The sequence below is a fragment of the Dyella agri genome, assembly GCF_044904705.1.
GTDB classification, from domain to species: Bacteria; Pseudomonadota; Gammaproteobacteria; order Xanthomonadales; family Rhodanobacteraceae; genus Rhodanobacter_A; species Rhodanobacter_A agri.
Map to the genome: position 1 here is coordinate 63,228 of NZ_JADIKL010000014.1, position 13,107 is coordinate 76,334.

The 13,107-nt window shown below is 66.7% G+C and carries 8 protein-coding genes; 5 read left to right on the forward strand and 3 right to left on the reverse strand.

The window, feature by feature from the left end:
* The first annotated feature begins 158 nt into the window (after window positions 1–158).
* The 5 genes from ISP14_RS17635 (at window position 159) to ISP14_RS17655 (ending at window position 5,347) form a co-directional block, all read left to right on the forward strand.
* On the forward strand, window positions 159–446 hold the full coding sequence (locus ISP14_RS17635; RefSeq protein ID WP_404542424.1) for a hypothetical protein: 288 nt from the start codon (window positions 159–161) through the stop codon (window positions 444–446).
* 48 nt (window positions 447–494) lie between these two features.
* Window positions 495–950, forward strand: coding sequence for a MarR family winged helix-turn-helix transcriptional regulator (locus ISP14_RS17640; RefSeq protein ID WP_404542427.1), 456 nt, complete (start codon window positions 495–497; stop codon window positions 948–950).
* A gap of 13 nt (window positions 951–963) precedes the next feature.
* Window positions 964–2,457: an efflux transporter outer membrane subunit gene (locus tag ISP14_RS17645; RefSeq protein ID WP_404542455.1), complete on the forward strand. Its 1,494-nt coding sequence runs from the start codon at window positions 964–966 to the stop codon at window positions 2,455–2,457.
* Window positions 2,458–2,466: 9 nt separating this feature from the next.
* Window positions 2,467–3,660 carry an HlyD family secretion protein gene (locus ISP14_RS17650; RefSeq protein WP_404542428.1) on the forward strand — a complete coding sequence of 398 codons (1,194 nt, stop codon included), beginning with the start codon at window positions 2,467–2,469 and terminating at the stop codon, window positions 3,658–3,660.
* A gap of 154 nt (window positions 3,661–3,814) precedes the next feature.
* Window positions 3,815–5,347, forward strand: a complete 1,533-nt coding sequence (locus ISP14_RS17655) for a DHA2 family efflux MFS transporter permease subunit (protein ID WP_404542431.1) — start codon at window positions 3,815–3,817, stop codon at window positions 5,345–5,347.
* A gap of 19 nt (window positions 5,348–5,366) precedes the next feature.
* Here ISP14_RS17655 and ISP14_RS17660 read toward each other — a convergent pair whose 3' ends face one another.
* The 3 genes from ISP14_RS17660 to ISP14_RS17670 form a co-directional block, all read right to left on the reverse strand.
* Entirely contained in the window at window positions 5,367–5,897 is a 531-nt protein-coding gene (locus ISP14_RS17660; RefSeq protein ID WP_404542432.1) for an acyloxyacyl hydrolase, read from the reverse strand.
* 283 nt (window positions 5,898–6,180) lie between these two features.
* Window positions 6,181–9,354, reverse strand: coding sequence for an efflux RND transporter permease subunit (locus ISP14_RS17665; RefSeq protein WP_404542435.1), 3,174 nt, complete (start codon window positions 9,352–9,354; stop codon window positions 6,181–6,183).
* A gap of 190 nt (window positions 9,355–9,544) precedes the next feature.
* Complete coding sequence (locus tag ISP14_RS17670) at window positions 9,545–12,715, reverse strand: efflux RND transporter permease subunit (RefSeq protein WP_404542437.1); 3,171 nt, start codon at window positions 12,713–12,715, stop codon at window positions 9,545–9,547.
* Window positions 12,716–13,107: the final 392 nt, after the last annotated feature.

Genomic DNA, 13,107 nt, shown 5'->3' on the forward strand with positions numbered 1-13,107 from the left:
TATTGACCGAATAACGATATCACTGCGTGGCGAGCCCTGCGTATGCTGCGCGGCAGCCGCCGAATCCCTGCGACGGCGCTCATCGCCGCCGCCGTCGCCAGCGGTTTCCCCGCACCCCCGCCTGTCTCCCCCTGTTGCAGGCCTTGCAGGAGAACGCCATGCCGTCGATCCCGCTCCCCGCGCCCAGCGCGCCCTCCCGTGCACCGCTGGAAACCTTCGTGGCATGCGCCCACGAAATGCTCGACCCGGCCACGCCGGAAGCCTTGCGTCTCACCCTGGAGCCGCGCCTGGTGGCGCTGCTGCCGGTATTGCGCGCACTTGGCGTGTTCCGCCTGTTCGAGCTGCGCGATCCGGCCTTGCGCGCCTGGGTGAACGACGAGTTGGCGGCCCTCGTGGCCCAGCGCCGCCTGCACCGACAGAATGTTCTCAAGGCAAACACTGCGTAAAATATATTTGCCTTGACAAATATTCTTCTGGCAATAGAATGCGCGTCTATGAATCGCGCCAACGCCCCCGCCAAACCCCGCGAAAGCCTCGGCATCCTGCTCGGACTGGTGCGCTCCGAGCTGGTGCGCTCGATCGAGGCCGAGATTGCCGCCAAGGGACTGGACCTGCGCTTCACCCAGTTCCTGATATTGAAGCGGCTGGCCCTGCTGGGGCCGATGAGCGCCACCGAACTGGCCCGCTCCGTGGAACTGGACGGCGGCGCGATGACGCGCCAGCTGGACCAACTCGAACGCCGCGGCTACCTGCGCCGCTGCCCGCACGAGCAGGACCGGCGCGCGCTGCGCATCGAACTCACCACCGCAGGGACCGCGTTGTGGCAAGAACTCACCGACTGCAACGAACGCGTGCTCAAGGCGGCCCAGCGCTCGCTGAACGCCACCGAGCGCGAGCATCTGCACGACTACCTGGAACGTGTGCTGCACACGCTCCGCAACAAAGACTGACCCACTCCCACTCCTGCTTCGAGACCGAAAGCTCATGCGCCTGCATCTCCTTGCGGCAGCGGTCGGACTGACCTTCGCACTGGCCGGCTGCGCCAGCAGCGGTGGCCTGCATCCGGACGGCACGCCGATCGATCCGACCTCGCTGAAGGCAGCGCAAAGCCTGGCGAACGTGCCGGCCAATGCGGCCTGGCCGTCCGCCGACTGGTGGACCGGCCTCGGCGATCCCCAGCTCGACACCTTGATCGGTGAGGCGCTGGCCGACAACCCGACGCTGGCCATCGCCGACGCGCGCGCGCAGCAGGCGCAGTCGGTGGTGGGTGCGGCCAATGCCGCGCGCGAGCCTACGTTCAACGTGGGCGGCAGCGTGGCCGATGCGCGCATCCCCACCACCTTGCCGGGGCTGGGCAACGGTCACATGACGCCGGCCCGCTACGTGTACGGCAGCTTCAACTGGGACATCGATCTGTGGGGCGGCAAGCGCGCTGCCTGGGAAGCGGCGGTGGGCCAGGCCCGCGCCGCCGAGGTCGAGGCCCGCGCCGCACGGGTGGAACTCTCCAGCAACGTCGCCCGCGCCTACGTGCAGCTGGGCTATGCCTATAGCCAGCACGACCTGGCCAAGGCCGAACTGGAGCGCGCCGACGCGGCGCACAGGCTCACCGCGCAGCGTGTCGCCGCCGGCATCGACAACCAGATGCAGTTGCGCCAGAGCGATGCCGAAGTGGCGAGCGCGCAGGAACAACTGGCCGTGGCCGGCCGTGCGATCGACGCCGCGCAATCGGCGCTGTCGGTACTGCTGGGCAAGGGCCCGGACCGCGGCCGCGAGATCGGCCGCCCGCACCTGCTGTCGCCCGCCGCGCTCGCCGTGCCGGCCAACTTGCCGGTGGACCTGATGGGGCATCGCGCCGACCTGGTCGCCGCGCGCTGGCGCGTGGAAGCTTCCAGCAAGGACATCAAGGCCGCCAAGACCACCTTCCTGCCCAACCTCAAGCTGGGCGCGATGGTCGGACTGATTTCGATGGGCGAGGCCAGCCTGTTCCAGTTGCCGGCGCGCTTCTATGAGGTGGCGCCGGCGGTGAGCATGCCGATCTTCGACGGCGGCCGCCTGCGCGCGAACCTGTCCGGCAAGGATGCGCAGTACGACCTCGCCGTGGCGCAATACAACCAGACCCTGGTGCGCGCCATCAACGACGTCGCCGACGACGTCGACGCGCTGCAGTCGCTGCAGCAGCAGGCCGAGGCGCAGCAACGCGCGCTGACCGCCGCGCAGGACGCCGAGCGACTTGCCGAGCAGCGCTACAAGGCCGGCGTGGGCAGCCATCTGGAAACGCTCAGCGTGCGTCAGCAACTGCTCGTGGCCGAGCAGCGCATGGCGACGCTGCAAGCCCAGCAATCCGACCAGTCGGTGCAATTGATCCAGGCCCTCGGCGGCGGTTATCGCCCCGCGGCCGGCCAGCAGCCGCCAGCGCCGAACGCATCCGTTCTCCCCGCATCCGAACACCATTCCTGAGGCAGACCCATGTCCAGCCAGATCTCCCCCGCGGCCCCCAACGCGGCCGCCGAACCGCCGCAGAACAAGCGGCGTGGCTTCCTGTTGCGCCTGCTGCTCGCGGTCGTCGTGATCGGCGGCGCCGCATGGACGCTGTGGTACTTCCTCGAGGGCCGCTGGTACGAAGGCACCGATGACGCCTACGTAGGCGGCAACGTGGTGCAGCTGACCCCGCAGATCCCCGGCACCGTGGTCACCATCGGCGCCGACGACGGCGACCTGGTGAAGCAGGGCGACGTGCTGGTGAAGCTCGACCGCTCCAACGCCGACGTGGCGCTGGCCGGCGCGAAGGCGAACCTCGCCGCCACCGTGCGCAAGGTGCGCGGCCTATATTCCAGCGTGAACGGCCAGCAGGCGATCGTGGCGGCGCGCGAGACCGCGGTGGCCAAGGCCAAGGCCGACTACGACCGTCGCGTGGGCCTGGCCAAGTCCGGTGCGATCTCGGCCGAGGAGCTGTCGCATGTCCGCGATGAGCTGACCGCCGCGCAGAGCGCGCTGGTCACCGCCCAGCAGCAGTTCCAGACCAGCAAGGTGCTGGTGGACGACACGGTGGTCGCCTCGCATCCTGACGTGCAGGCGGCTGCCGCGCAGTTCCGCGCCGCCTACCTCGACGACGAGCGCACCACCCTGGTGGCACCGGTGACCGGCTTCGTGGCGATGCGTTCGGTGCAGCTCGGCCAGCGCGTGGCGCCCGGCGCACCACTGATGGCCGTGGTGCCGCTGCATGAAGTGTGGACCGACGCGAACTTCAAGGAAACCCAGCTCAACCACATGCGCATCGGCCAGCCGGTGACGATAGCCTCCGACGTCTACGGCAGTGCGGTGAAGTACCAGGGCAAGGTGCAGAGCCTGGGCATCGGTACCGGCAGCGCGTTCTCGCTGCTGCCGGCGCAGAACGCCACCGGCAACTGGATCAAGATCGTGCAGCGCATCCCGGTGCGCGTGGTGTTCACTGACCCGGCCCAGCTGGACAAGCATCCGCTGCGCATCGGCATGTCGCTCAACGTAGAGGTGAACCTGCACGACCAGAACGGCCCGATGCTGGCGCAGCAGCCGCCGACGCAGCCGGCCTTCAGCACCGACGTCTACGAGCAGCAGGCGGCCAAGGCCGACGCGCTGATCGCCGAGGTCATCCACGCCAACATGGCGGGCAGTTCGAAATGACGAAACGAACCCCTCTCCCGCCTGCGGGGGAGGGGTCGGGGAGAGAGTTCGGCAAGCTGGCAACACCACGTTCCGCACGCACCCTCTCCCGCCCTTCGGGCACCCTCTCCCGGCGTAAGAGGGAACCTTCCGAACCCACGACCGACACGGTTCCATGAGCACCCACTTCCGCCCACCGAATCTCGCGCTGACCACGTTCGGCCTGTCGCTGGCCACCTTCATGCAGGTGCTGGACACGACGATCGCCAACGTGTCGCTGCCGACCATCGCCGGCAACCTTGGCGTGAGCAACGACCAGAGCACCTGGGTCATCACCTCGTTCGCGGTGAGCATGGCGATCTCGCTGCCGCTGACCGGTTTCCTCACCCGCCGCTTCGGCGAGGTGAAGCTGTTCGTGTGGTGCACCCTGCTGTTCTCGCTCACCTCGTTCCTGTGCGGCGTGTCGCAGAGCATGGGTATGCTGCTGCTGTTCCGCGCGCTGCAGGGTGCGGTGGCCGGGCCGATGTACCCGATCACGCAAAGCCTGCTGATCAGCACCTATCCGACCGAGAAACGCGGCATGGCGCTGGCGCTGCTGTCGATGGTGACGGTGGTGGCGCCGATCGCGGGCCCGATCCTCGGCGGCTGGATCACCGACAACTATTCCTGGCCATGGATCTTCTTCATCAACGTGCCGATCGGCATCTTCGCCAGCGTGGTGGTGGCCGCCCAGCTGCGCGCGAAGCAGGAAAAACTCGAACGGCCGCGGGTGGACTACGTCGGCCTGATCACGCTGATCGTCGGCGTGGGCGCGCTGCAGATCGTGCTCGACAAGGGCAACGACGAGGACTGGTTCAATTCCAACTTCATCATCATCACCAGCATCGTTGCGGCGGTTTCGCTGGCGGTCTTCCTGATCTGGGAACTGACCGACAAGGATCCCATCGTCGACCTGCGCCTGTTCCGCCACCGCAACTTCAGCGCCGGCACGCTGGCACTGGTGCTGGCCTACTCCGCGTTCTTCTCGATCGCGCTGCTGGTGCCGCTGTGGCTGCAGCAGAACCTGGGCTACACCTCGACCTGGGCCGGCTTCGCCACCGCGCCGCTGGGCGTGATCCCGGTGCTGCTCACCTTCTTCGTGGGCAAGTACGCCACGCGCATGGACCTGCGCATCCTCGCAGCGCTGTCTTTCGTGGTGATGGGCGGCACCTGTTTCATGCGCTCGGACTTCTACCTGCAGATCGACTTCTACCACGTGGCGATGGTGCAGCTCTGGCAAGGCCTGGGCGTGGCGCTGTTCTTCATGCCAGTGCTGACCATCCTGCTGTCCGACCTGCAGCAGAACGAGATTGCCGCGGGCTCCGGCCTGGCCACCTTCCTGCGCACGCTGGGCGGCAGCTTTGCCGCCTCGATCACCACGCTGATGTGGACGCGCCGCGCGGTGGCCCACCACGAGCAGCTCACCGAGCACATCACCCCCTACAGCCCCGCCGCGCAGGCGGCGCTGCAGCAGTTCAGCCACGGCAACCCACAACGCGGCGCCACGGTGCTGAACGGGATGATCACCCAGCAAGCCTTCCAGATCTCGTTCAACGAGATCCTGCACGCGCTGGGCTGGATCTTCCTGGGCCTGATCGTGGTGATATGGCTGGCCAAGCCGCCGTTTACACCGAAGGCAGGGCCGGCGGCATCGGGCGGCGGGCACTGAGCGGCGCCGCCCGGATCGCCTAGTTCAGATCGAAGCCCAGCCCCACCAGGGCCATCGTCTCGCCGCGGTTCGGCTGGTGCAGCTTGCCGTTGGAGATATGGCGGATCTGTACGCTGAAGTGGCGCCACTGCCAGCCCACGCTGTTGACGAATTCATAGGCGCTGCTGAGCGCCTGCGTGCGACCGCTGTGCAGGGCGACCTGGAAGCTGTAGAAGAAATGGCGGTACCAGTCGCCGGGGCCGCCCGCGCTCAGGCGCACACCGCCGGCCGCCAGCCAGATCGCGTCGCGGGTGCCGTAGCGGGTATCGCGATAGCGGCCGATATCGCGGCCGTCGATCCAGCCCAGCGAGACATCAGGCGCCCAGTGCAGGCCCGTGTCGCCGAGTGGATGCTCGGCGAACACGCCCTCGGCGAAAACGGTGTTGGTGGCGTGGCTGTCCATGTAACTGCGGCCGGCCTGCAATTCGACCTGGGCAGCGGCGGCGGGAAGCGCGGCGGACGCCAATGCTGCCGCCATGAGCAGGTGGAGGAAACCTGAGGGTGCGCGCATGTCGGATACCCGCGGGGGCTGGGTTCGTTGGCTTACTATGCCGCTCGGTGCTGTAAATAAAGCGTCACCGCCCCGGCAGCGGCAGATGACCGCTCCCCCTGCGGCGTCAGCCACCCGAGAGACACCGGTGTTTTCGCGATCATCCCCACCCGCTTGAATCAATCGGGCAACCATCCACGCCCGCGCTCTTCAAACAAAACCCCGGCCGGAGCCGGGGTTTCGGATGCCGCATGGACTGTCCTTCCGTTCCTCGCGCCCATGCCGGGGGGACGCGGGCGGCAATCTACTTCGGCAGTGCCGGTAGCTGCCGGGCCAACTCGCGCTGGCGGCGGACTTCCTCGCGCAATGCCTTGCGCTTTGCCTTGCGCTCGCGGCGATCGTGCTGCCACAGGTAGATCGCCGGCGTCGACAGCAAGGTCAGCAGCTGCGACACGAACAGACCGCCCAGGATCGCGATGCCCAACGGCTGGCGCATCTCCGAACCCGTGCCGAAGCCGATCGCCAGCGGCAGCGCCGCACCCATCGCCACCAGGGTGGTCATGGTGATCGGGCGGAAACGCACCAGCGCCGCCTCGCGGATCGCCGCCGGCGGCGCCATGCCGCGTTCGCGTTCCGCGACCAGGGCGAAGTCCACCATCAGGATCGCGTTCTTCTTCACGATGCCGATCAGCATCAGCACCGCGATCACCGACATCAAGGTGAGCTGGGTGTGGGTGAGCAGCATGGCAAGGAAGGCGCCCATGCCGGCGGCGGGCAGGGTGGAAAGAATGGTCAGCGGATGGATCAGGCTCTCGTACAAGATGCCCAGCACCACGTACATCGCGCCGATCACCGCCAGCAGCAGCAACAGCGAGTTGGTAAGGGAGTCGAGCAAGTCCTGGTTCTGGCCGGTGTACTTCTTCTGCACGCCGGACGGCAGGTTCGCGGCATAGATCGCCTGATCCACCAGCTTCAGGCCTTCGATCTGGGTGGTGCCCTTGGCGAGGTTGTAGCTGATGGTGGACGACTCGATCTGGTCGTAGTGGTCGATGCTGATCGGCGCGATCAGGGGCCGGATGTGCGCCACCGCCGACAAGGGGATCATCTTGCCCGCGCTGTTGCGCACGTAGGTATTGAGTAAGGTCTCCGGACTCAGCGAATCGGCCTTGTCCGACGTCAGCACCACCTGGTACTGGCTGATGTTCGAATAGATCGTCGATACCGGCGTCTGGCCGAAGGACTTGTTCAGCGCATCGTCCACTTCGCCCATGCTGATCTGCAGGCGCGACGCCGCATCGCGATCCACTTGCAACATCTGCTGCTTGCCGATGCTGTCGAAACTGGTGGTGATGTCGGTGAACTGCTTCATGCGCCGCATCACCCGTGCCACATCCAGCGTGGGCTGCTGCAGCGGCAAGCCACTGGTGCTGGTGAGCTGGACCGAAAACTGCGGGCCACCACTACTTCCGCCACCACCGCCACCGAGGAACTGCACCGGCGTCAGCGACACGTTCATGTCGGCCAGGTTCTTGAACTGCTTCGCCAACCGGTCGACGACCTGCTGCGCCGTGGCCTGGCGCTTGTCCGGACCATCGCCATGCGGCTTGAGGTCGATGAACAAGGTGGAGTTGTTGCCGACGGCGCCGCTGTTGTTGTTGCCGCCAAGCAAGGTGGTGACGTCGAGTACGGCGGGATCGGCGCGCACTGCCGCCGTCACCGCCTGCGTGCGCACGGCCATCTGCGTCGGCGAGATGTTGGCGTCCGCCGTGATCTGCGCCTGCAGCAGACCGATGTCCTCCTTCGGCATCATGCCGCCGCCCGCGGTCATGCCCACCGCCACCGCCAGCACGACGGTCAGCACCAGCAGGATCGGCGGCTGCCAGCGCATCAGCCGGCGATGCTTCATCGCCCAGTTCAGCCAGCGCTCGTACAGCCGCAGGAAGCCCTGGTCGAAACGCTCGGCCCAGCGCTCCAGCCGGCCCGGCTGGCGCGGGGCCCGCGCCTCGTCGTGCACCAGCCAGCGCCCACACAGCGCCGGGGTGAGCGTGAGCGAGACCAGCGCCGAGATCACGATGGTGGCGATCAAGGTCACCGAAAACTCGCGCATCAGCAGGGTGAACATGTTGTTGCCGAACACCATCGGCCCGAACACCGCGATCAGTGACAGCGTGATCGACACCACCGTGAAGCCGATCTCGCGCACGCCGGTCAGCGCCGCTTCCAGCGGCTGCATGCCTTCTTCCATGTGGCGCACGATGTTCTCGATCACCACGATCGCATCGTCCACCACGAAGCCCACGCACAGCACCAGCGCCACCAGCGACAGCGTATTGAGCGTGAACCCCAGCGACCACATCAGCACGAAGGCGCCGGCCAGCGACAGCGGCACGCTGAACATCGCGATCACCGTGGGCCGCGCGCGACGCAGGAACACCAGCATGACCAGCGCCACCATCACCACGCTCATCAGCAGCGCCACGTTCACTTCGTGCAGCGCGGATTTGGTGGTGGCAGTGAGGTCGAAGATCGGCTGGATCTGCACGTCCGCCGGCAACAGGTTATGCAGTTGGGGCAGCCGGGCGAGGATGGCCTCCACCGTGGCCACGGAATTCGCCTCGGGCCGCTTGCTGATCTGCAGCAGCACGGCGCGCTGATCGTTGAACCAGGCCGCCGCATACTCATCCTGCTGGCCGCCGGTGACGGCGGCCACGTCGGCCAGCTGGATCGGTACGCCGTTGCGCGTGGCGATCACCAGTTTGGCGAAATCATCCACGCTGTGCAGGGAGTCGTTCGCGCTCACCGTGAGCTGGGTGGCACCGTTGCCGAGCAGGCCTTGCGGCGCGGTGACGTTGGCCGCCGTCAGCGCGTTGGACACGTCGTTCGCGGTAATGCCGACATGCGCCATCGCGGCGCTGTTCAGCGCCACCCGCACCGCGTGCGGCGAGCCGGCCACCTGCACCTGCGCCACGCCGGGCACCTGCGCCACCGCCGGCTGCAGCAAGGTGTCGCTGAGGTCGTAGAGCTTGTCCGGCGACAGGCTGGTGGAGGTAACCGCCACCAGCAGGATCGGGATCTGTGAGGTGTCGAATTTGAAATATTGCGGCGGCGACAGGCCGGTGGGCAGGTCGGGCATGGCGGCGTTGATCGCCTGCTGCACTTCGCGCGCGGCCTGGTCGGCACTGCGGCTCATGTCGAATATGACCTGGATCTGCACCCCGCCTTCGTTGGCGCTGGACACCATCTGCTTGACGCCCGCGATGCGCCCCAGGTGCCGCTCCAGCGGCGCCATCACGGTATTCGCCATGGTTTGCGCGCTGGCACCCGGCGCCGACGCGAATATCACCACGCCCGGAAACTCGATCGACGGCAACGCCGCCACGCCCAGCAGCAGGTACGCCCAGAAACCGGCGATGGCCAGACCGATCGCCAGCAGCGCGGTGCCGACCGGCCGGCGGATCATGGGGGCGAAGATGTTCACGTGTCCTCCGTGGCGCGCAAGCTTTGCGGGAGAACACACGCGACCAGCGGCGGCATGGAAGGGTTCCCGATCATGTGCCCTTTATGCCCCGCTTCGCGCCGCGGCGTATGTGCCTGAAGGCCGCCCCTGTCGAAAGGCATAGGGTGTGCGGACGGGCACGAATGTTGCGGTCCGCGCCCGCCCGCCGGCGCTATTTTGGCAGCGCCGGCACCTGCCGGGCCAGCTCGCGCTGGCGGCGGATTTCCTCGCGCAATGCCTTGCGCTTCGCCTTGCGTTCGCGGCGGTCGTGCTGCCACAGGTAGATCGCCGGCGTCGACAGCAGGGTCAGCAGCTGCGACACGAACAGACCGCCCAGGATCGCGATGCCCAACGGCTGGCGCATCTCCGAACCGGCGCCGAAACCCACGGCCAGCGGCAGGGCCGCGCCCATCGCCACCAGGGTGGTCATGGTGATCGGACGGAAGCGCACCAACGCCGCCTCGCGGATCGCCGCCGGAGCGTCCAGCCCGTGCTCGCGCTCGGCGACCAGGGCAAAGTCCACCATCAGGATCGCGTTTTTCTTCACGATGCCGATCAGCATCAGCACCGCGATCACCGACATCACGGTGAGCTGGGTGTGGGTGAGCAGCATCGCCAGGAAAGCGCCCATGCCAGCGGCGGGCAGGGTGGAGAGGATGGTCAGCGGATGGATCAGGCTCTCGTACAAGATGCCCAGCACCACGTACATCGCGCCGATCACCGCCAGCAGCAACAGTAGCGAATTGGTGAGCGCATCCAGCAGGTTCTCGTTCTCGCCGGTGTACTTCTTCTGCACACCGTCCGGCAGGTGGGCGGCGTAGATCGCCTGGTCCACCAGCTTCAATCCATCCGCCTGGGTCACGCCCTCGGCGAGGTTGTAGTTGATCGTCGCCGATTCGGTCTGGTCATAGTGCTGCACGCTCACCGGGGCGATGTGCGGCTGGATCCGCGCCACCGCCGACAGCGGGATCATGGTGCCCGCGCCGTTGCGCACATAGGTGTTGAGCAGGGCGTCCGGGCTCAGCGAATCGGCCTTGTCCGAGGTGAGCACCACGCGGTATTGGTTGATGTCCGAGTAGATCGTGGAGATCTGGTTCTGGCCGAAGGCGTCGTACAGTGCCGAATCGATCATGCCCATGCCGAGCTGCAGCCGCGCGGCGGCACTGCGGTCCACCTCCAGCATCTGCTGCTTGCCGATGCTGTCGAAGCTCGAGGTCACATCTTGGAACTGCTTCATGCCGCGCATCACGCGCTGCAGATCCAGCGTGGGCTGCTGCAGCGGGGTGCCGCTGATGCTGGTGAGCTGGAACGAATAGCGGCCCACGCCGCTGCTGCCGCCGCCGCCCATGTTGATGAACTGCTGCGCAGTGAGCGTCACGTCCAGGTCAGGCATGTCCTTGAACGCCTTGGTCAGCCGGTCTACCACCTGCTGCGCGGAGTCGCGGCGGTCGTCGGGCTTGTCGCCCAGCGGCTTCAAGTCGATAAACAGGTTCGCCTGGTTGCCGCTCGCGCCCACGTTGCCGCCGACCGATGCGGTGATGTCCAGCACCGCCGGATCGGCATGGATCCGCGCCACGATCTCTTGGGTGCGCTTCATCATCAAGGTGGGCGAGATGTTCGCGTCGGCGGTGATGTTCGCGTTGATCAGGCCGGTGTCTTCCTTGGGCATGAGCCCGCCGCCCGCGGTCATGCCCACCAGTACCGCCAGCACGATGGTCAGCACCAGCAGGATCGGCGGCTGCCAGCGCATCAGCCGGCGGTGGTGCATCGCCCAATCCAGCCCGCGCTCGTACAAGCGCAGGAAGCCCTGGTCGAAACGCTCGGCCCAGCGCTCCAGCAGGCCCGGCTGGCGGTCCGGCGAAGCATGGTCGTGTGCCAGCCAGCTACCACACAGCGCCGGAGTGAGCGTGAGCGAGACCAGCGCCGAGATCACGATGGTGGCGATCAAGGTCACCGAGAACTCGCGCATCAGCAGGGTGAACATGTTGTTGCCGAACACCATCGGCCCGAACACCGCGATCAGCGACAAGGTGATCGAGATCACCGTGAAACCGATCTCGCGCACGCCGGTCAGCGCGGCCTCCAGCGCCGGCATGCCCTTTTCCATGTGGCGCACGATGTTCTCGATCACCACGATCGCATCGTCCACCACGAAGCCCACGCACAGCACCAGCGCCACCAGCGAGAAGATGTTGAGCGTGAAACCGAGCACCCACATCAGCACGAAAGCGCCGGCCAGCGACAACGGCACGCTGAACATCGCGATCACCGTGGGCCGCTTGCGGCGCAGGAACACCAGCATCACCAGCGCCACCATCACCACGCTCATCATCAGCGCCACTTCCACCTCGTGCAACGCGGACATCGTGGTGGGAGTGAGGTCGAAGATCGGCGTGATCTTCACGTCGGCGGGCAGCAGCTTCTGCAGCTCGGGCAGCCGTGCGCGCACCGCTTCCACCGTGGCCACCGCGTTCGCCTCGGGGCGCTTGGTGATGCGCAGCACCACGGCGCGATGCTCGTTGAACCAGGCCGCGGTGTAGTTGTCCTGCTGCCCGCTGCTGACCGTGGCCACGTCGGACAGGCGTACCGGCACGCCGTTGCGGCTGGCGATCACCAGCCCGGCGAAATCCTGGGCGGTGTGCAGCGCGTCGTTCGCGGTCACCGTCATCTGGGTGGCGTTGTCGCCGATCGCGCCCTGCGGCGAGGTGACGTTGGCCGCACGCAGCGCGTTCGCCACGTCATTCGCGGTAATGCCGGCATGTGCCAGCGCAGCCGTGTTCAGCGCCACGCGCACCGCGTGCGGCGCGCCGCCGCGCACCTGTACCAGCGCCACGCCGGGGATCTGCGCCACCGCCGGCTGCAGCAGTGTGTCGGTGAGGTCGTAGAGCTTGTCCGGCGGCAAGCTGGTCGAGGTCAGCGAGACCAGCAGGATCGGGATCTGCGAGCTGTCGGCCTTGAAATAGGTCGGCGGATTGGGCAGCTGCGGCAGATCGGGCAGCGCGGCATTGATCGCCGACTGCACGTCGCGCGCCAGCTGGTCGGGTTTGCGCCCGAAATCCAGCTGCAAAAAGATCTGCGCCCCGTTCTCGGTGGCGGTGGAGGACATATGCGCCACACCGGGGATGCGGCCCAGGTGCCGTTCCAACGGGCCCACCACGGTGTTCGCCATGGTCTGCGCACTGGCGCCCGGCAACTGCGCCGACACCGCCATGAACGGGAATTCGATCGACGGGAATGCCGCCACGCCGAGCAGCAGATAAGCGCAGAAGCCGGCGATGGCCAGACCGATCGCCATCAACGAAGTGCCGACCGGCCGGCGGATCATGGGAGCAAAGATGTTCACGTGTCCTCCGTGGCGCGCAAGCATAACGGGAGAACACACACGACCGACGGCGGCATGAACGGGTTCCCGGTCATCTGCCCTTTATGCCTGACCGGCCGCTGCAACGAATGTGCCTGAAGGCTGCCCCTGCCGAAAGACATGTGTTCCTTGCACGTGCCCGCCAACAGCAAAGCAGGAGCACCGCACGTAGCGCGGCGCTCCGCCGTTGCTGTTGCTTCTGGCACGCAGGAAGCGTGCCTGCTTTCGGGACCCCTGGTAATCCCCCCGTAAATTAGCAGACGCTGAAAGTGGAATTTTCTCGTAATCTTTCCCGAGGAGGTTCCATGAAGAAGTCCCGATTCAGCGATAGCCAGATCATCGCCGTGCTCAAGCAAGCCGAGGACGGTACGCCC

What these genes read in the sequence shown, in the direction of transcription:
- ISP14_RS17635 (WP_404542424.1), top strand. Translation starts at nt 159, where the DNA reads ATGCCGTCGATCCCGCTCCCCGCGCCCAGCGCGCCCTCCCGTGCACCG.
- ISP14_RS17640 (WP_404542427.1), top strand. Translation starts at nt 495, where the DNA reads ATGAATCGCGCCAACGCCCCCGCCAAACCCCGCGAAAGCCTCGGCATC.
- ISP14_RS17650 (WP_404542428.1), top strand. Translation starts at nt 2,467, where the DNA reads ATGTCCAGCCAGATCTCCCCCGCGGCCCCCAACGCGGCCGCCGAACCG.
- ISP14_RS17655 (WP_404542431.1), top strand. Translation starts at nt 3,815, where the DNA reads ATGAGCACCCACTTCCGCCCACCGAATCTCGCGCTGACCACGTTCGGC.
- ISP14_RS17660 (WP_404542432.1), bottom strand. Translation starts at nt 5,897, where the DNA reads ATGCGCGCACCCTCAGGTTTCCTCCACCTGCTCATGGCGGCAGCATTG.